The 20184-nt window shown below is 38.7% G+C and carries 17 protein-coding genes; 8 read left to right on the top strand and 9 right to left on the bottom strand.

What is annotated here, in order from left to right:
* Positions 1 to 108 precede the first annotated feature (108 nt).
* The 3 genes from LQ216_RS06935 (at position 109) to LQ216_RS06925 (ending at position 4444) form a co-directional block, all read left to right on the top strand.
* Positions 109 to 1791: a cell wall-binding repeat-containing protein gene (locus LQ216_RS06935; protein WP_230128212.1), complete on the top strand. Its 1683-nt coding sequence runs from the start codon at positions 109 to 111 to the stop codon at positions 1789 to 1791.
* A 250-nt stretch (positions 1792 to 2041) separates the two neighbouring features.
* Complete coding sequence (locus tag LQ216_RS06930) at positions 2042 to 3244, top strand: glycosyl hydrolase family 28-related protein (protein ID WP_230128209.1); 1203 nt, start codon at positions 2042 to 2044, stop codon at positions 3242 to 3244.
* An 18-nt stretch (positions 3245 to 3262) separates the two neighbouring features.
* Positions 3263 to 4444 (top strand): glycosyl hydrolase family 28-related protein, encoded by a 1182-nt coding sequence (locus LQ216_RS06925; protein WP_230128207.1) that lies wholly within the window; start codon positions 3263 to 3265, stop codon positions 4442 to 4444.
* A 38-nt stretch (positions 4445 to 4482) separates the two neighbouring features.
* Here LQ216_RS06925 and LQ216_RS06920 read toward each other — a convergent pair whose 3' ends face one another.
* Both LQ216_RS06920 and LQ216_RS06915 read right to left on the bottom strand, forming a co-directional pair.
* On the bottom strand, positions 4483 to 5568 hold the full coding sequence (locus LQ216_RS06920) for an acyltransferase (protein ID WP_230128205.1): 1086 nt from the start codon (positions 5566 to 5568) through the stop codon (positions 4483 to 4485).
* A gap of 146 nt (positions 5569 to 5714) precedes the next feature.
* Complete coding sequence (locus LQ216_RS06915; RefSeq protein ID WP_230128203.1) at positions 5715 to 9212, bottom strand: S8 family serine peptidase; 3498 nt, start codon at positions 9210 to 9212, stop codon at positions 5715 to 5717.
* A gap of 316 nt (positions 9213 to 9528) precedes the next feature.
* Here LQ216_RS06915 and LQ216_RS06910 point away from each other — a divergent pair, with 316 nt between their 5' ends.
* Positions 9529 to 10908, top strand: coding sequence for a hypothetical protein (locus LQ216_RS06910; RefSeq protein WP_230128201.1), 1380 nt, complete (start codon positions 9529 to 9531; stop codon positions 10906 to 10908).
* Positions 10909 to 11058: 150 nt separating this feature from the next.
* Here the strand turns inward: LQ216_RS06910 and LQ216_RS06905 are convergent, their stop codons facing one another.
* Entirely contained in the window at positions 11059 to 12015 is a 957-nt protein-coding gene (locus tag LQ216_RS06905; RefSeq protein ID WP_230128199.1) for a trypsin-like serine protease, read from the bottom strand.
* Positions 12016 to 12272: 257 nt separating this feature from the next.
* Between LQ216_RS06905 and LQ216_RS06900 the strand changes: the two genes are divergently transcribed.
* The gene (locus LQ216_RS06900) at positions 12273 to 12485 is read left to right on the top strand and encodes a hypothetical protein (RefSeq protein ID WP_230128197.1); all 213 of its coding nucleotides are present in this window, start codon (positions 12273 to 12275) and stop codon (positions 12483 to 12485) included.
* A 10-nt stretch (positions 12486 to 12495) separates the two neighbouring features.
* Positions 12496 to 12705 (top strand): hypothetical protein, encoded by a 210-nt coding sequence (locus LQ216_RS06895; protein ID WP_230128195.1) that lies wholly within the window; start codon positions 12496 to 12498, stop codon positions 12703 to 12705.
* Between the two features lie 480 nt (positions 12706 to 13185).
* On the opposite strand, the gene LQ216_RS06890 is transcribed toward LQ216_RS06895, so the two are convergent.
* The 6 genes from LQ216_RS06890 to LQ216_RS06865 all read right to left on the bottom strand — a co-directional run bounded on the left by LQ216_RS06890 (position 13186) and on the right by LQ216_RS06865 (position 19272).
* Entirely contained in the window at positions 13186 to 13476 is a 291-nt protein-coding gene (locus LQ216_RS06890; RefSeq protein WP_230128306.1) for a DUF927 domain-containing protein, read from the bottom strand.
* Between the two features lie 43 nt (positions 13477 to 13519).
* Entirely contained in the window at positions 13520 to 13726 is a 207-nt protein-coding gene (locus tag LQ216_RS06885; RefSeq protein ID WP_230128194.1) for a hypothetical protein, read from the bottom strand.
* 191 nt (positions 13727 to 13917) lie between these two features.
* Positions 13918 to 14217, bottom strand: coding sequence for a hypothetical protein (locus LQ216_RS06880; protein WP_230128192.1), 300 nt, complete (start codon positions 14215 to 14217; stop codon positions 13918 to 13920).
* Positions 14218 to 14501: 284 nt separating this feature from the next.
* Positions 14502 to 17075, bottom strand: coding sequence for a hypothetical protein (locus LQ216_RS06875; protein ID WP_230128189.1), 2574 nt, complete (start codon positions 17073 to 17075; stop codon positions 14502 to 14504).
* Between the two features lie 537 nt (positions 17076 to 17612).
* The gene (locus LQ216_RS06870) at positions 17613 to 17753 is read right to left on the bottom strand and encodes a hypothetical protein (RefSeq protein ID WP_230128186.1); all 141 of its coding nucleotides are present in this window, start codon (positions 17751 to 17753) and stop codon (positions 17613 to 17615) included.
* A gap of 178 nt (positions 17754 to 17931) precedes the next feature.
* Positions 17932 to 19272 (bottom strand): hypothetical protein, encoded by a 1341-nt coding sequence (locus LQ216_RS06865; RefSeq protein WP_230128183.1) that lies wholly within the window; start codon positions 19270 to 19272, stop codon positions 17932 to 17934.
* Between the two features lie 217 nt (positions 19273 to 19489).
* Here LQ216_RS06865 and LQ216_RS06860 point away from each other — a divergent pair, with 217 nt between their 5' ends.
* A complete protein-coding gene (locus LQ216_RS06860; protein ID WP_354958602.1) occupies positions 19490 to 19951 on the top strand; it encodes a N,N-dimethylformamidase beta subunit family domain-containing protein in 462 nt (153 codons plus the stop codon).
* A gap of 19 nt (positions 19952 to 19970) precedes the next feature.
* Positions 19971 to 20171 carry a hypothetical protein gene (locus LQ216_RS06855; protein ID WP_230128178.1) on the top strand — a complete coding sequence of 67 codons (201 nt, stop codon included), beginning with the start codon at positions 19971 to 19973 and terminating at the stop codon, positions 20169 to 20171.
* Positions 20172 to 20184 lie beyond the last annotated feature (13 nt).

Raw genomic sequence — 20184 nt, 5'->3', positions numbered from 1 at the left:
CCATATATTTCCATATAATTATAGTCTTTTAGTCTCATTTCTTTTGTGTCCTTTTATCCTAATATTAGATAGATTACTAATACATTTCATTAAGGGGCTGTGTACGAATTGAAAGCGATACCGAAATTAATTTCCGCCATTGCTGCTGTGTCTTTGTTAACTTCTTACTTCATTGTTCCAACTGTTCATGGAGAAAGCCATGACGAATCAGCTATTAACAAGCTTCAAGCTGTAAACGAGCTCACCGAAAACAATACAGAAGCAGTTGCTGTACCAGCGTCTTCTTCCTCGGAACAAACAATCCCAGAAGCAGTTACCTACAAGCAACAAATAGATATGTTTCGTATGCATGAATACCAGTTTACGACAAACGGCGGGGTTTTTACTGTAAAAACCAATCATCAAGCAACAGATGAACTTTCTTATCTTATTTATAATCGTGCTACTGAGGAAATCGCTGATGAAACTAGCCCTGACACATATACTTTAACAGCCGGAACCTACGGATTTGTAGTAATTAGCGAGAACGCCCAAACGAAAGAGTATGACTTTTCGCTAAATGGGACTTTTTCACAAGCGCCTGACACTACTCTTCCAGGATTAGAAATTACAGCACCCGCAAAACAAGAAACTCGATTGTCCAAAGGAGCTTCTCCTAAACTACAGGTAGCGGGCACAACCAACGCAAGCTCTGTGATGCTGTACGATAATAATGGAGAACATTCATTGACAGTAAACGAGGGGAAATTTGACCATGAGGCAGATTTAACAAAAGGTTATAATGACATCACCTTGTATGCCTCTAACCAAGCAGGGAATTCTGTCATTACGAATTATTTTATTACCCTTCCAGGTATTTCACGTATCGACGGAAAAGATAGATATGCAGTTTCAAGTAAAATAAGCAGTGAACTGCAAGGTTTGGGGCAAATGAGCGGCACAGTTATCATAGCGAGAGGAGATATGTTCCCTGATGCCTTGGCCGGCGGGCCTCTTGCTTCAGCAGAAGAAGCTCCCATTCTGTTAACTCAGACAAAAACACTTCCTGAGACAGTGAAAAATGAAATTTCGGCTTTGGAAGCCGAGCGTGCCATTATTCTTGGCGGAACCGGATCTGTTTCAACTGCAGTTGAAGCTGAGCTAGAGAAACTTGGTGTTACAGAGATTGAAAGAATTGGCGGCCGGGACCGTTTCGAGGTCGCTGCAGGTGTAGCAGAACAAGTATCCGATAATATGGGATCAGACACAGCGATCATCGCAAGCGGCGAAGTCTTTCCAGATGCTCTCTCTGCCTCCGGGATTGCCGGTTTAGAAGGTATGCCGATTTTACCAGTTAAATCCGGTTCTATTCCTGATTCCATTCAAGCATTTATCAAAAGCCACCCAGAGATTGAAAATTTCATTGTAGTAGGCGGGCCTGCAACCGTGAAAGATTCAGTGTTAAAGAAGCTGGGAGAAATAAGCAAAGGATCTCATATAGAACGGATTAGCGGGAAAGATCGTTATGAAGTAGCCATTAATGTCGCAGAATATGGGATCGAAAATTTTGGAATGGACTTGGGTATGGTTACGTTTGCTAGAGGCGATCTATTCCCGGATGCACTATCCGGTGCACCTCTTGCCAATTATTTTGGAGCACCCATTCTATTAACGACCACAAACAAACTTGAAGGAAAGGTTCAAGCCTACTTGATGGACAATACCGATGAAACGGATCACATGTATATCTTCGGTGGAACTGGATCAGTGTCTGAAGGTACTGAAAGACAGTTATTTGACCTCCTTCCTTGATTGATTAATAAAAGAGACTCAAAGTCGCTATAGCGACTTTGAGTCTCTTTTTGTTTTTTTATGATTTCACCTTGATCTATACCTATTTTTCAAGAGACAACGAATCATAAATTAATTGAAAGTTGATATTGTAAGCTCAGTCTCTGTACCAGTAGAATATAAAGATAGGAAGTTATTCTCAAAAAATCTCAGAATTTGTCGATATATAGTAGTAAGACATAATTATCTAGGCCAAACGGAGGATTAATAAATGGGGAAATGGAAATTAGCACTATTATCTATCGTCATCTTGCTTACACTTTCTACGATTTTTTACAATATTTCTTTAGCTAATGGTGTTGAAACAGTAAATGTGCAACAATTTGGCGCGAGAGGTGACGGGGTTACTGACGATACTCAGGCCATCCAACAAGCGATTAACTCATCAGCAGGGAAAACCGTAATTTTTCCTGAAGGTACATATATGATAAAATCTTTGAACCTTCCGAGTAACATTTCTCTTCAGGGCCAAGGAGCTGTATTACAGGCTCGAGGCGAAACGCGTACTTGTATGATCCTAAAAGGAAGTAACATAAAAATATCAAACCTCACGATAGATGGGATCGATAAAGTATTAACCGGCATTTATATATCAATGGGTTCTGAGAATATTTTGATTCAGAATACAACAATCCAAAATTTCTCCACCAGCAATCCCAAGCTACATAATCATCCAATCCCATCCGGTGTTCGTATCTTTGGAAATACTAAAAATATTACAATCGATAGATCTACGATTAAAAACATCTATTCAAGGGTGCCTGTAAAATCGTCCGGAAACCACTATGTTGCAAGAGGAGTTTTCATCATGCCTTATTCAGTCAGCAAACCTGAAAAGGCACCTGAAAATATCGTTATCCAGGATTCATTATTTGATGGAATCGGTCCAAAAGATGATGGGGATGGGATCAATGTCCAAAATTTTAAACAAAAAGTAACTCTCACAATTAAAAATAACAAATTCGAGAATAACCACAAACGTGCAATCAAGATTCAAGATCCCGGCGCTGTCATAACGGGTAACACCATCATCAATTCATTTAACGGAAACAACCATTATCAAACCTATGCTGAAACGAATACCCATGATATGTTTTCCGCGATTTCGGTTTATGCGAGCGATATATTAATAGAAGACAATACAATTAGTGGAAGCGGAAGCTATTCTGCGGCTATCGACATCGATAGTGCACACAATGTTACGATTAGAAACAACAAACTGGAAAACGGATTTACCTCCAGATATCGTACAAATCCATTAATTCGAGTTAATAGTGTTGGAAACCGAACAAAAGCCATCTCAGACTTAACCATTACCGGCAATCATTTAGAAAACGGGTCCAATGGCATTTACTTCGCCAGCCCAATACGAAATGTGACATTAAGCGATAATACATTAGTCAATTGTAAATAAAACTAGGGAAGTGTACCGATGAATTCAAAGAAATGGATCATTGGCTTGCTTGTCATCGGCCTGTTTGTATTCCATACAGACTTTTCTTCACTAAAAGCCAGTGCGGCAACCGTCATTAATGTAAAATCTTACGGAGCAAAGGGCAACGGCAAAACAGATGACACAAATGCGATCCAAAAGGCAATTACAGCAGCTAAGGATAAACAAGTACTTATTCCAAAAGGAACCTACCGTGTCAGATATCTTTCCATTCCAAGCAATGTAACGATTATCGGGACCAGTGCGATTTTGAAATCTCTCAAGCCATATTCATACGTAATGAAAATCAACGGTAGCAAAGTGAGAATTGAAGGTCTCGTTGTCGATGGGAACAATCAAAGCGTACAGGGAGTATACATTAGCCCTAATATGAATGATATAACCATAACTAAAACCGTGATACAGAATATTACCCAGGCGCCCCTATTTAAAAAACAGATCCCAGTAGGCATCCGGCTGGATGGAAATGCAAGCCAGGTAACATTTGATGCTGTTCAGGTCAAAAACATTAATGGCAAATATAATATCGGAAACTCCAAGCAAGCAGCGGGAATGATGATCGCTCCCTCTAAAACAGGAATGAAGCCAGGAAAAAAAGTCGTCATTAAAAATTCATTGTTTGATAGAATTGGCCCCCGCAATACTAGCGATGCAATATTAGTCAAAGGTTTTACCCAACCAACCGATGTTGCCATAGAAAATAATACCTTTACCCGGGTGCGTGACCGCGCGATAGAAGTAAGGAGTCCGGGAGTAACGATTAAGAAGAACAAAATCATTAACTCTTTTAATAAAAATAACCCAGGAACTATAGCTACCCATAATCAATTCGATATGACGTCCGCCATCTATATAACCTCGGATGATGTGGTGGTAGATGGGAATAACATTAGCGGTGCTGGAAGCTATTTCGCGGCAATAGAGTTAACCGGAACAAACAATGTGCAAATAACAAACAATACAATTTCAAACGGAGCAAATTATAGCAATTCTGATTTAATTCGCATTAATGCAACCAGCACAGGCCCCAATGCCAAAGCTTCTTTACAAGATATAAACATCACTGATAACACATTAAAAAACGGATTTAATGGAATCCGCCTTACATCGGGAATCGGAAATTTCGTATCAACAGAAAATGAATTTGTTAATGTTAAATAATATAAAAAGAATCGAGAAGTTTCCTCGATTCTTTTTTATTAAGCAATAGCTCGAACTTCCTCTTTTGTACTGTTCCTGTTCTTTATCTTTGGCAAAGTTAAAATATATTCATTTTTCGGGAATAGCTGGATAAGATTCACAACCGCGATCGTCGTCCCTAGAATAATTAAAAAAACAACTGGGAAAAAACGGGTTTGCCAAATGACAGGCGGAGCGATTTCCTGAATGAGATATAACACCAATGGATGGACTAAATAAATGGCCATGGATAAAGTACCTATTTTCGTGAGTGTTTTTTTCAACCAATTCACTTGATTGATTTTGTCCCCCATTCCAATAATAAATAGTGTTAGTAACGGAATGTTGATGATATTGCTTACCCGGTTAGATGGGATTGATCCAACTGCTTTATATTCATAAACGGCCAGGATTGTAACGATGATGGACATAATCGCCAGTGCTTTCCGGTACTTTCTTGAGAAACTGTACAACCCTTCCCAATAATATGCGAGAAAGCCGCCGAAAACGAAAAAGAATATCCAGTTAGGCAAGAAGGCACGCTTACTTAAAGCAAACTGCCACAATCCTTTAAAATGGGTTGGATCAAAGCCGGTTAAAAAATAAACGTTCGCTAGTATGGATAGTATTAAAAGGAGAAACCAGCTTATTTTGGAACGGAATAACTGGAGAACTAAAAATATCAAATAAAACTGAAACACTAAAGACATAAAGTAAAGATGATAAAATGACTCACCTGCGGCGAAGTTAATTAAAAACTCATTCTCACCTATAAGGAACGGGTTTACATCTTCCATTACGAACATAAACAGCAGATAGAAGATACTCCAGAACATAAAGGGCATACCGATCTTTGTAACCCGTGAGGACAGAAACTTCTTTATATTAAAGCCTTTCTTCCTTACCTGGTAAAAAAGCAAAAAACCGCTAATGACAGCGAAAAGCGGGGTGCCAAATCGGCTAATCTGATTGATGAAAAAAGTAAAGTCATTGAACCGCCCCTGCTGGTTAGAAAATGCTGCTGAAACATGGACGAGAAGAACAAATAAACAGGCAACCGCCCGTAAATAATGAATTTCATATATATAAGCACTAGGGTTTTTCATTTGGCTCACACCTCTGTGTATGACTTACTAAAGTATCATCATAACAAAAGGTGCGCTTCTTTTAATACAAGTAAGTTTTTCATAAAAAATGAGTAAATGGAAACAGGCATCTTCCAGAAATCCGGAAGGTGCCTGTCACCCTTATGTTACTTCTGCTTTACCACTTTCAAGCCGTATGGTTTGATAGAAGAGTTACCAAATACATCTTGGACTTTAATGTGATAAGTACCCTTTTTAAGTGATCTAAATAGAGTCTCTGTATCTCCATTTGTATAATAGTCCGTTTTGTTCAAAAGCTTTCCGTTTTGGTACAGTGAAAGCACCATATCTGTTTCATTTCCTGAAGATAGATCGAATCTTACTGTCGTATCTTTCGAAAGTGTGAATACAAACCAGTCATCATCGCCGAACGTTTTACCGCTGTTTAAATATCCTGTAGCACTTTGTGTGCTGGAATTGACTGTTTTTAATGCAAGTGGTTTTGATGGTTTATTGCTTTTCACTACGGATTTGGCATCTTCATCCGTTGCTTTAGCAGCAGCAAGAGTGAAGTTATACGGATTAAGGCTTAAAAATTGGCCTCCATCGATAAAGCCTTGTAAAACGATGAAGTAGCCTTTTCCTTTGCTAGCTTTAAAGGAACCATACGTGCTGCCGCTATCTATTCCATTTTCAATCACCGTGTAGCTTTCTAAATCCGCTTCATCGTATTTTTTATTATTATTGACATCTTCAATGACAACTGTTGAGCCGTATACAGGAGCAAACAATTCCTTCGGCAGTTTACTGACCAGCTTACTATCTGGTGTACCTCGTTCCATTAAAGTCGTATAGACCCCTGTTTTAACAGGCTGGAAGTAAAATGCATCCAGATCATTAGGTACCGCAAAGTTACCGGTAATCTTACCGCCATCTTTTATCGGCTTCGTTTGATTCTTGAAAATATCATTCTCTTCATATTTATCGGAGAGGTCTCCCGTCACGTATTTCGAACTGATCTGATACGGCTGATAGGAAAAATCATCTTCAAAGAAGTTAGGACTAACGGACATAAAATAGGTTTCTCCTGCTTTAAGTGCTGTATAGAAGGAATCGATCAGCGTTCCCCAACCACTCCCATTTATATTTACTCCGACAGTCTGTAAGACCGGCACTGTTTTGCCGTCCTCAAGTTTCTCACTTGTTAAATGTGCAATTTCCAAAAGAAAGCCCTGGCCATTCGATTTCGGAATATCAAATTTATAGATCCCCGTTTTATCAGGTTTCATTTGGAATACATCCTGATCTTCCTCACTTTGCAAATAACCATCGGCATTCTCATTTACTGTGTACGGAACAGCACTCTCTTTATATTGCTCAATCATGCTCTCAAGCTCTTGATAATATTCTTCTTCCGAGAACTCGCGATCCTCTTCTTCTTCCTCGCCTTCAAGCGGGAAGATATCTTCATCTTCCGGAATGGCTTTTGAGTCCACTGTCAATGTATATGGGACAACCGAAGATTCGACTTCAATCTTACCATTGTCAAAAAATCCGCCAATGCCGAAAAAGAAATCTATTTCTTCATTAAGTTCCGGTTTGTTCGTAACCTTGACGTAGTATTTCATACCCGGCTGTGCTTTAAAGAATAAAGATTCACCTTCACTTACTCTTCCCCTGTTACTCATGGCTTCCGCGCCGCCAGATTGTTCCCCTTCCAGCACTTCTTTTAGTGCTTCGCGTTTTTCTTCCTCAGTAAGCGACGGTTGTCCATCTTCCTGCGGAGGAAGAACTTGCTCCTCGCTGTAAACACTGATCATGCTGTCCACACCAGGAACACCCGTTGTTTTAAAATTATAGAGCTTTTCTTCATTTGTTATAAATGTGAAATAATCGTTATCAACTTTTTCCTCGCTGATCAATGTATGTTCACTGTTCATATAAGGTACTGTAGAAATATCTTGCATATTCTCAAGTGTTGACGCATCCTCAGGAAGAGTTACTTGCTTCAACACCTGAAGTGTATAGTTGTCTTTTTTGGCAGAAGAACTGTCATAGTTTCCATTAACATCCATAACGCCAATCGCTATCGTACCGTCAAACGGGGCTTGTACCAGCTTTCCTTCCACCCCTTTATCACGTACGTTATTCACTTCCAATGATTTCTTCTCATTTTCGCCGTAGAAATGAATCTTTAATTTATGGTCATACTCATCGGCACTTTTCACTGCCGATTGGATATACTCGCCTTCCTTGACAGGAAACTTAATCCAATGCTGTTCAGATGGTTTTGTAAAAAATTTCTTCGTTTCAAAAGGCTTGGCGATTTCAATCGCCGTAGATTTTGCAAGTATTTCTTTGTCTGTCCACGTTTCTTTTACAAAGGCAGGTATCTTCTTAATGTCATAAGATAGAGCGGCAACAGGATTTACAAGTCCGCTTCCGAATTTCGTATCATATCCGGATATACCTAAGTTATTGGCTGTTGTTTCCAAGATATATTCCACTTGAACAGGCGTTAACCCCGGATGTTTGGCCAATAACAGAGAAGCAGCTCCTGCGACAACCGGTGATGCCATTGAAGTTCCGCTCATATTTTGGAAGGTTGATTTTTTCTCATAATCATAGAGGGATGAGTAAATCTCTTCCCCCGGCGCCACAATATCAACCGTAGGCCCAAAGCTCGAATAGAACGATAAATTTTTCTGTTTGTTTACTGAACCAACACTGATAACGCCTTCGTAAGAAGCAGGATAACTGCGGATATCACTGGCCTCATTCCCTGCAGCTGCTACGATGGTTATCTTTTTGGCAACCGCCCTTTGAATCGCTTCTTCTAACATCGGAGAAGAACCCAAAGACCCAATGCTCATATTAATAACTTTGGCGCCTTTATTAATCGCCTCGTCTATTGCTTGAACAATCGTATAATCATTCGTAGTGTAAGCTCTCCCAAAAACATCGATTGATAGAATTTCCGCGTTTGCGTTTATTCCATAACCTCCTATGCCATTGTTCTTCTCAGCTGCGATAATTCCGGCAACATGGGTTCCATGGGCATCAGGAAGCCCCGGATTAACAGGGTTTAACACATTATAGCTGGAGATTAGCTTATTCTTTAGTTCAGGATGATTTTTATCGACGCCTCCATCAATAACCGCTACTTTCACTTTCCTAGTGCCAGCTAGAGACTGGGCTTTGTTAATATTCAACATGGACAGCTGGTACTGCTTGTCCACTTTTGGGTCAGCAAACCCTTGTTTTTGGAACAGTACAGACGGAGCTGCCGAAGCAACCTTAGGGTTTTTGGAATAAGCTTTTAATGCCTTTTCCTGTGCCTGTTTGTTTTTCACTTTCACTACTACATATTTCTGGCTGGGAAGCTGCTTTGAAATCGTTGCGCCAGCCAGCTTATGATCCCCTGCAGATAGAGGTTGTTTATATTTAATGAGAATCGTATCTTCACTGAATGGCGACTTCTCTTCTTTTTCCTTAGGTGTGTTCACCTGGCCAAATGGGTGGTTTTTCTGTGGGCTAAACTTCTGGTTGATAGCAAATGTACTCGCTTTTTCCGCGAATGCGTTGGGTGCGCCGAGACTTGTAGCAGGAAGCACTAATCCGGCACATACACTAAGCATGGCCACTTTTTTTACAAATCGTTTCATATTTTCCCCCTAATTTTTCTACAAAGTAGATTTACTTTTCTGCTAAACTGTAAATCTTATTTCCATCTTCTTCAAATATACTAGACGGATAGTACTGGAAAAAGTTTCAAAATACCTATTTTTATAATATCATTTAGGCTTTCCTTTCACTTTAGAATTCCTTCGACAAAACTTGCAATTTTGAATAAGAAAGCACAAGGCAATTAATTGAATGTCGCTTGGCGCCCATCTTATTTTTAGTACTATTTACCATATAAAAAAACTGTAATGTTATGTAAAATATTCCTGAGAGATAAAAAGTAAGGAGAGAAATGAAATGAAAAAAACGATCTTGAATACAGCCGTTATTACTGCGGTTTCAGTAAGCTTGATAGCACCTGCTTCTGCAGATGCAGCAACTGTCTCACAAGCAACGTCGCTTGTTTCCCAAGCAGAAAAGGCGGGAGCCGTTCTTCATACTTTATACTCCACACCAAAGCGTTTTCATGTCATTGGCAAAGAGCTAACTACAGCTAATCAAGCCTATGCAAAAGCAAGCCAGGCAGTAGCAAGCTTAAAAGCGTCATCGAAGAAAACAGGACTCCAAACAAAGCTTCAAGGTGTCAAAACAAAGATTAATAGAACCGTAGCATTCAATAAAGCGATTTATTCAGCAGCTGATTCTAGCAAGAAATTAAACGAGTTGGATGGAATCATTCACAAGCCTTCCATTAACCAAAAAACACTTAAACCTAAGTATGATGCTTTTGTTAAATCAACTAAAACACTTGAAAGTACTATTAGAGTGTTATATGGAGAGTCCGTTAAACGCCCTTTGTATGAAAAATATCTTCAACCTGCCCGTGCCATGGAAGAAATGGTTCTAGATATTTTAAATGACAAAGCATCTCCAAAAGTCTTAACTCCTACTGTGTCAGGCGGCAGAACAATCCAAATACCTGTCAGTGAGTGGAGTAATCTGGATAGCGCAAGTGTCTATAATAAAGCTAACTATACGTTGGACGGAAATGCATTGCCAACTGGAACATCGATTAAATGGATGAAGATGACACCAAGAAATGTTATCTCAATTATCCTACCAGAGGCAGCGGTTACAGATAACCAGAAATCAACGTTAAAAGTTAAAAATCTTAAGGACCAAATGGGTAACACATTGGTACGGGAAAGTGACGCGTTCCCTGTCACGTTAAACAAAAATGCTACTGGCACTGATACTGTTAAACCGGAATTAGTATCGGTGGGGCAATTATCGGATGAAAAACTAAGAATTACATTTAGTGAAAAAATGGAGAGTGTAAACTCATTTGATTTTAAGATAACAATGAATGGACATACAATCGCCAATAATGGCAGCAGCGGCCGCGGTTATGTCGACATTGAACCCGTTAAAGAGGATACTACAGGAACTTTATACGATGTTGAATTGCATGGATATAATTATTTTGATCCTGATTCTGTAACAGGAGTGGATGGCCGCATAGATATCGAAAACAAAATCTATGAAACTGGTCCAGATCATCTTGGTGTTTGGGTGAAGACGGATGATTACTATGAAGGAGCCGGCCCTGTCGAACTCATTTCTGGAGAAATCACTTTTGCAACTTTGGCTCATACAGTCTCTACTGATGGATCAGGGAATAGGAACCTTCTAAAAGGCGGATCATCCTTTAGCTTAACTTTAAAAAAGATGCAGTAAGGTTTGACTAATATCCAATAAGAAACTAAGTTGTTTTTCGATAAAGAAATATACTCATCTTATATAAAAAAGACCGACACCAAACATCACATTAAATGATCGTTTGGGCCGGTCTTTTTTAAATTATAAGAAGGTTTTATTTATTAAGCACTATTTGCCCTTTTCATCTAAAATTTTCCTCATTCGGTTTGGTGTTAGCCACTGCTCCCTAAACTTTGGACTAAAACGGCGTATGGCAGGGCCCTTATCGTCAGCAAAGATATAGGGAACTTCATAGTTTGGCAGCATACCTTCCGTAGTGATTACTTCTTTAATTGATTTCGATTCTGAACATCCCCCAAAGCGGTCATCTGAATGTATCTTCCCGTATTCATCGCATAACACCTGCATCCAGACGTCAGTCTTAACATCTTCATAACCTGGTGTAAAGTAATTGGGATCTTCAACATCGTTCGGTCCCCATGATAGGCATCCAGCAACCTGCGGAACACCAGAAGATGACCAGTTAAGAGTTAACGGACCGCCTGATTGCCCATGGGCGGCATCGATATCTGTCTTTATCTGCCTTCCATCATGTATCGCAGTACAGGCACCATCCTCATCAATCCACATCTCGTCAGCATGGTCGCCCGGAAAACCAATATGCTGAAAATGATCCCCTTCATTTGCCCACCGGCTCACTGGATATTTAGCGATTGTTCCTAAAAAGCCTGTTCTGAAACCAGCAGGATGAGCAAGGGAAATTAATGCCCAATCCCTGGATCCCCCATTGTAGACAGCCCTCATTCTATGCCAATCGTAAACACCATATGGCATATTCGCATGATTGCGGGCAGGGATAAAACGGAAGGTTTCTATTTCGAAAAATTCATTATTTGAACTTTTGACAGCATGGCCAGCGGTTAACACCGTATAGTCACTTATTAGCGAACCTGAGGCCTGATGCCACCCTCCATTTTTCACTTTAATTTCAATTTGCCCTACACAACGACTCGGAAACACATCCGGACGGGCGACAGCAATTCGGTCATCCAGTATCTTTGGCTGAAAAAACATTTTTGGATTGGGATTAGTAATTTCTGTTGACTTTGAATTCTTGACTTCCATTATTTTAATAACCTCCTGCAAATTCGAGAATTACAAAATACTCAATTTTACTTTATCCATTAATTATTTTTATATTTAGCAATTTTTTTTTGCTATTGAAATTGAATGGAATTGCGAATTACAACAATGGAGAAATGGGGCAGTTTCAGAAACGATGCCAGTCTGAATCAATTAAACAGCTGGGAAAAGCTGCGGAATCCTTTTTTATGAATATATTTTATAAAGAACCGTTACAGCTATAGAAAGGTGCGAGAGCAATGCCAGATGTATACACTTTATACCATTATGTATCAAAACCAATCATGATTAGCCATAATGTAGTTCCTGCTTATCCCAGCCCATTGTTATTTTATATAACGAAGGTTAATCCGACTAACATGGTAGGAATCTGTAGAAATGCCGCCGGGGTATTAATGGATAACGTTACATTTAATTATACTGACATTACCCAATACCAATGTGTGAATTAGGAGGAAGATTGTGAGAAAAAGAGCATCTGAATATCGTGCAACTGACGCTTCAAATTTCCAGGGCTATTTAAGCCGGCTTGTCAACATTGATTCGCTGGGAGGAACTTATGCAGTTTTCCCCATACATGTGGATACTACTTATCTTTATTGTGTGGACGCCAATTCCTTTACCGTGATGAGGATCCCTTATAATCAGATAAATACTGTATCCTGCCGGTGAGCACGAGAAAAATTCTAAGAAGTAATTGTTTAAACTATTAAATGTTTAAAACGTTCAAAGTCATGGAGGAATCATATTGAACAATAGTTTAGATCATTGCTGTGATTGCGGATCTTCTTCAACTTCATCCGCTTGCTGTGATTCCAGTGTAACTTGTTCTTGCGGTACTATAGGCGATCCTAATTGCACGTGCGAATGTATAGATGAGAATTTCCGGGTTACTAGACCTTTATACCAAAAAAGCATTATTAACATTAAAGCAGAAAGGGATTCACTCTATAACATTGCCAATTACTTTAATCAATTATTCCCTAACCAAATTGCCATACCAGTCCATTTACTCAGAACCTATGTCAGGTTCAATTTTATAAACATTACTGTTGAAGAAGCCATTGACCGTTTAGGTTTGATTAGATTGAGATCGCAATTAATCCCTTATACTCATTGCTGGCCACATCTTTAAATTCGTTTAACAATGTTCTAGGGATTATTTTTTCGTTCGCTCAAAGATAGACTGTTCGCCTGTAAAATGATGGTTGTTGCCCATGTCGCTTGCTTCCGTTGCTTCATCTCGTCAGTCAATCGGGATTTCTCCTGTCCATTGGTCAGCACATAGAGGTCACTTGTCAGAGACTTAGCAACACTCTTAGAAAGTTCATCCATCACAGCCGGTATGCCGTAGTTTCCGCCCAACATGTTTGAGATAGCATGCTTTGTTCCGTTCCAGGATTTCATCAATCCCTTTTTCTTGATAGATGACATACCAAATATGAAAGCAGCCAGGAGTACAACGGTTGTTTTCCCTTTGGTACTGTCACCGACTAGGGAACAAGCAATATATTACATCATCGTATTTTCTGGAGAGATACCTCTCGAAAGAGAAGCGTGATAGAACCGGTACGTCCATCAGCTTCTCCTGAAGGTACTTTTCAAATCCTGTTACATCGTTCATATAGGATTCAATTGTTTTGACTACTTTGCCTTCCGCAAAAAGCCAGGTCGAAAACACTTCTACATGCAAACTTGATTCACTCCCAAAAATAGAAAAGGCTATTGATGTATGTCGTTATACACCAATAGCCTTTTACGTGTCTTTCATATTCATTTGGAAGTTCCTTTCCCTTCCCGCTTACGACGGTTATAGAATACTAAAAGTTTTGTCGTGAACCCCCCCTTAGGAATGTCGTGTGCCTCCTCAACTGATTTCCTTTTTCAAACATATAGCTCATAGGCAATTGGTTCCCCGTTTCTTATCCACACTTCGTACAGTTTTCTGTTAGTCTCCTCTTCTAATACCATTCCCACTATCCACTCATATCCCTTGTCATCGACATACATGAGAGTCGCAAAGAGCAACGGATTAGGCAGCTTTTCTAGGTGGTGCGTAGGGATGAGTAATTCATCCAGGTCTTCATGATAGAAATCATAAGCTTCATAACTCACCCCATCTTCCTGTACTTCTATCTTGAACGTCTTTTTCATTCTCCATACAAACCAATTCAAGTACAACATTTCTTTTCCTCCTCAAATAGAAACACCCCTAACTCCTCGAAAGGAATTAGGGGCATTTGTTAATGTCATTCATTGTAATAATATAAATTTACAATTCTATTTGATTCGGCTGAAATAGAAAAACAGAGAGATACATACTCTCTGTTTTCTTTTACACCCCACAATTATGTGTATGCGTGAAGGGAGCACCACATCTCATAGCAATTATGAGGTGTAAAAAAAGCAGAAGGCTAGAATTCAACCTTCTGCTTTTTTTTGTTATTCTACCCCTAGTTTTCTAGAGATTAGTTAGAAACAGCAGTATCAGAGAATATTACACTGTTCTTCTTAAGATCTTTCAAATCAATTGTAGATGCAGCTTTTACTACTAATCCAGAAGTAGATGCAACTGGAGTTGTAAGTGTAATAACAACTTTAGATGCATCAGAACCATCAAGAGCACTTAAAGAAGCAACTTTAACTCCATTTTGGTAAACATCGAAGTCATTACCAGTAGAAGCATCAACTAATGCTTCATCAAAGTCTACAACGATTGTGTTAGTAGCAGTTAATTTAACAGCGTTTGATGCTTCCAATTTAGGAGCTACGTTCTCATCAAAAGCTAAGATATTTGTGTAGTCTGCCATAGCTGCGAAGCTATCAGCATAACCTTTTACATTTTTAACTGTTACATTACGTACACCTTCATGACTGATTGTGCCAGCAGCGATAGATAATTCCACGGTTGCTCCTGTAGCAGTGTTTGTAACAACTCTTGCGCCCGTAATAGTAGCACCTTCGATTGAGTAGTTAGATGCAGTTTGAGCAGATGCAACATCCACTTTATTAGCAAATGAAACTACTACTACACCTGGTGTATTCGCTTTAGAAGCTACACCTGTTGGTGCAGGCAATTTAGCAGTAGATGTGCTCACAGTAAATGCAGTTGCTTTTTTCGCAGAAGGATTTCCAAATGAATCTTTAGCGATACCAGCAGAAATATCTAAGCTATAAGTTCCAGGTGTAAACGTAAACGCGGTACCAGGAGCTGGAGTGCTTGTTGTCAAAGTTGACAAGTTAATTTTAACTGATTTTGATTTTGTTGCAGTTAATGATGCGTTATGCAAAGTTGGTGTAGTAAAATCTACAGTTGGGATTACGTCTAAATCCCCATTTGGCTTAGATACAGTACCGGTAAATGTACCAGCAGCTAAGTCACCTAAAGCAACTTCTTCGTCTAAGTTTACGACTAAGTAATCAACACCACTAATTTTTGTTAATGAAGTTGAAGTAATAGTTGGAGCTGTTTTTTCAACTGTAAAGTCAACAATCTTTGCAACAGGTGTAGTAACAGCTGCAGAAGCGTTGTGTCCTTTGAAACCAGTTACTGTTACATCTTGAATTCCAGTTAATGCCTGTTGTCCAGAAGTCAAAGTAACATTGTATACTTTAGGATTTGTTGCCGATACGTTAATTGAACCTACACCTGTAGTTACACCAGCAACCGTAACGTCAGTTGGTGCAGTAGCTAACTCTTTATCAAAAGTTACTTCTAAATTAGTTACAGATGTACGCTTAACTGAAGATATAGTTGCTTGAGCCTTAACAGCAGTATCTTTATTAACTGTTATAGAAACTGGATTTGGTGATACAAGGTTTCCAGCTTCATCTTTTAATCCTACAAAGTTAATATTGATATTTTTGTTTTCGTCTGCTACAGCAACTGCAGCCAAATCAACTTCAACTACATTACGCTTTGTTGAGCTATTAGCAAATTTTGTAGTATCTAAAACTGTTGTAGCATCTAAAGCAACACCATCAGCACGTTTAACGCTAGTTATGCTGAAAGCACCATCTTTTGTAGTGATTGATTCGCTAAATTCTAAATACGCTACAGTACCAGCAGCATTGTAAGTAAGACCTTTCAAAGTTGGACGAGCAGTATCTTTTACTGCTACAGTACCTTCAAATGCAGGAAGGAAAGCACCATCTTTTACTGCTTTAACTGTATTTTTAGTTACTTCAACAGTGTAAGTTCCTTCAAACTTATAAGTTGCAGCAGTTGTCAGTGTCAATGTTTTACCATCGTCAGATAAATCAGCAACTAATGTACCTGGGATTGCTGATGCTACACCGTCAACAGTTTCAGGAGTAATAGTGAAAGCTGCAGAAGGTGCAGTCCCATTAATTACATCAGATTCAAGAACTGGCTGAGAGAATTTAACTTGAAGTTGAGAAGCGTTAATCGCACTTACACTAGAAACTTTAGGAACAGAAAGTACTTCAGCTCTTGCTTCAGCTTTAGCGTAAGAAGTGTCGTATGCTGTTTTAGCTTCACTCTTAACATGAGCTTCGATGCTTGATTCAACAACTGCAGCAAGATCTGCTTGTTGTGCATCGTATACTTTCTTCAATTCAGCTTGTGCATCTCTGATTTGCTCTTCAGTTGTTGCAGATGCAACGACAGCGTCTAATTTCTTAGCAGCTGGCTCAACTTGAAGTTCAAGAGCGTTCCAAGACTTTATGTAATTCAAAGAACGGCCAAGCAAGTATTTTGTGCGTACGCTTGCAAGATCAGCTAGGAGTCCAGCTTTAACCTTTGCATTTTTTTCGTATTTGTTTACATAGTTTACTGCATATTTGTATTGTGCTTCACCTTTTTTGTATGCGTTGTAAGCAACAGTACGGTCTACAAGTTCACCTGTAGCCAACCAAGGCTTGCTGTATGCATACATTGCGTTGTACATTACGTCCTTCGCTTTAGCAACTTCCCCTTTAATGTTTGGAGCAGCTGATGTTTGTACTGGAGCAGCGGCTACGAAACCAGAAGCAGCGATAGCAGAAGCAGTAGCGATTTTGATTGCTTTCTTTTTGTTCATCTTTGTGTGTTTCTCCCTTCGGTATTAAAAGTAGTCTATCGGGCATTTGACAATAAACGACAAATTTCCAACAGCTATCAAACTTATCGACTATTATACTAGTAAGTTTAGGAAAAAACAACCTTTTTTGCATTATTTTTCTTTTTACTAGTAGTTTAGCCTAAATTACAAGGCTTGGAAATAAATTTTCCAAGTCTTTCTTCCACTACCTATAATATTACATAGTTTTAGCAAATTCTAGTGTTATTTTGTAAATTTGTATTAATTTCTGTTAGTAATAGTTTCCAGTATTGTGTTAGGAGTGAAATATATGCTCCTTTTGTAATGTTATCGAAATACGAAAGTAACAAACCACCATATTAATATATAGCAATAAAAGAAAATTATGCCAAGAGCTAGGTAAATAGTTTCTAAACCAAATGATTTAATTTAATTATAATCATTCATTAAGAAGTTAATTGATTTTTCCTAAAAACATATGAAAAGAAGAATAATGTCGAAAAAAAGAAGTCCCTTTAATAAAATCATTGGGTATTTTCATTTCTTTTCAATTAATACGGTTAAATCACTTTCCAGCTCCTGTATTACATCTGTGAGACTAACATTCATTTTCGTCGTGCCAATTTCATAGTATTTCTTTATAACCTCATAAAATTTTTCCTTTTGTTCTTTACTCATGAAGTAATATCTCCTTATGGTCAACTTACTTTTATGCCTTATAACAACTTTATAAGGATAATTTGATCTCACCATGCTAGTACTTTTTGAAATAATAACAAATCTTTTTTTATTTTAATTCAAACATGAAGGGCCCTCAATCCAAAATCACTAGGATTGAATGCCCCTTGTACATAAATTAATTAGCATCAATTATTTTTATCGTTGTATTTCCTTTTAATAAATTGCGATTTAGAGATTTGTCTGTGGATACCGTTGAAGCATTTGTGCCGACCGTAAGTGCATGAAATGAATCAAAGTTATCGGAAGCACCAATTAGATAGTCTCGATGTTCATCGTATCCGCCTATTCCGTCCATTTCAATATAATATTGATCCCACATATCCACTTGTTGATAAATGTCCGTATCTAAACTTACTAGATCCCTTCCAGTTGGTTCTCCAGCATCATTCAATTCAGGTGTTACGCGAATTTTCGAAGCGGGAATGACAGTGTCGTTGCTGAGTATGATCTTAATATCTGCCGGATTGATTGGCTTTGCTAAAGGTTCGCTATATGAAAAGATAAGTTGGTTTCGTTTAGCCTCATTAATTATTACTTCTTTTAGGACAGGACTAACATTTTCAGTTAAATTCACTTCATCAGTATGCTCATTGCTATTGATAGTACCATGCTTGTCCTTCAAGCCTGATACCGCAATGGAGTGAGGTTTTGTTTGTGATATGGATTCTCCCGGTAGGGTGATTTGAATGATTGACCGCTGGCTTTCCGATTTTAATACTTTAATAACAGAATTGGCTGGAATCACTTTCCCATCAATCTTATAATTATTTTTATTCATAGCCGCTGCAGAATTTAATCCCGAAACATCAGAAACAATCACATTGAGTATGTTGTGTTTAGATTCTGTCACATCCAATACAAAAAGTGCCTGTTTATCATTTACAATACGGTCTAGTTCCTGGGAAAAATAAAAAGCTGTCTGATACTTATTCCTAAGATTATCTGCCACTGCCCTGCTATACAGCTTCCCTATGGCAGTCTCCATCGTTTTGATCAATCTCTGTTGTTTATCGAATTCAGCCTTTAGTTGGGTTCGGTTATAGGTGTCTCTCTCAAATGTCATTTCCAGATAATCAATATGTTTATATACAGCTGAGGCAGCATATAAGGCATTGTTGAAGTTTGTGGCACGGTCGATATATCCTTTCACTTTTTGCAGTCGTTTAGTAAGATCCGTTTTTGTGCTTGATGAAGGAAGGCTATTGACCGCTTTTAGCGCAGAGGCATATTGGGACTTAGCTGTTGTAAGTTCGGTCCTTATAACTCCATATCGTCCGACAGTTGTGTAGAGGGTGTGTAAACGGTAAGCAGAGCTTTCCGCTTTAGAAACAAGACTTTTGGCGGTGCTTGTAGTCACAGCGGCAGAAGCAGTCTGCGGTGCAGTGGATACAAAAGCACTGGAAACAAGCGTAGCGGTGGCAACTGCAGCAAACATTTTCTTTTTGTTGATACGCATTTGGATAGTACCTCCTTTTTTTAAAAAATATTTTGTAGTTGACCTTGATAAACAGAGAAAGTGATTCTCTGTTTCAAAAAGAATACACTCTTATTTTAGTATAATAGGAAGAAACACGGTTCGATATTTTAAAAAACAGTAAGATAGTCCGGTTTTTCAATACACTTTTCGTATAAATTTATTTATCTCTATAAATTTAATTAAACGTTTGATTAACATGTTACCTGAATTCAGAAAAGAGCTAGAAATTTGTAAGTATTGGACGATGCCAATGAGAGAAGCGGTTGACAATTTCGCAAAAAATAAGAAAGGTCTTGCTTTGCTCAACGCTAATACAGCTTACTGGCAAGTCCGTTTTGATGCTAAGAATCCGTCACATTTGATTTTTTATAAGGGAACGCCGAAGAATCCTTCAAATGATCCTATCGAGAAGACGAATTCTAAACTTGTGACGACAAAATTCCGTCATGCTCCTGTCAATATGCCTGAAAACCAGTTATTTGGCATCATGTATTCAGGAATTCCTGTAGAAAAGTTCAACGATCTTCCTATTATAATGAATCATTGGCTGCTTCAAGGAACCCGCTTTAAAAAAGGTTCCGTGATTCCGAAAATTGTTGGCAGTGAAGTGGGATGGCCGATTAACGGAGGAAGACATTGCACCTCCCCCGAATGTTGAATTCATTGGTGAAAAGGTTTTGGATTTGCAAGGCCAGACGCAAAAAGGAAGTTCAAATTTAGTTTGGTATGTAAATCCGCGCGGCGGGAAAGTGTTTGCTGTAGGGACCTTCTATCGGAATTGGCATCTTGATCCGTATGGACAAGCAGGAAAGCCAAGCACAAATCCTGATGTACAACGATTGACCAAGAATGCAATAGACGAATTGATTAAACACTGAGGTATGTAGAAGA

Source organism: Bacillus sp. CECT 9360, assembly GCF_918741275.1.
In the GTDB taxonomy this organism is placed as follows: domain Bacteria; phylum Bacillota; class Bacilli; order Bacillales; family DSM-1321; genus Peribacillus.
The sequence above is the reverse complement of the archived record's forward strand: the minus strand, read 5'-3'. Positions and strand labels throughout refer to the sequence as shown.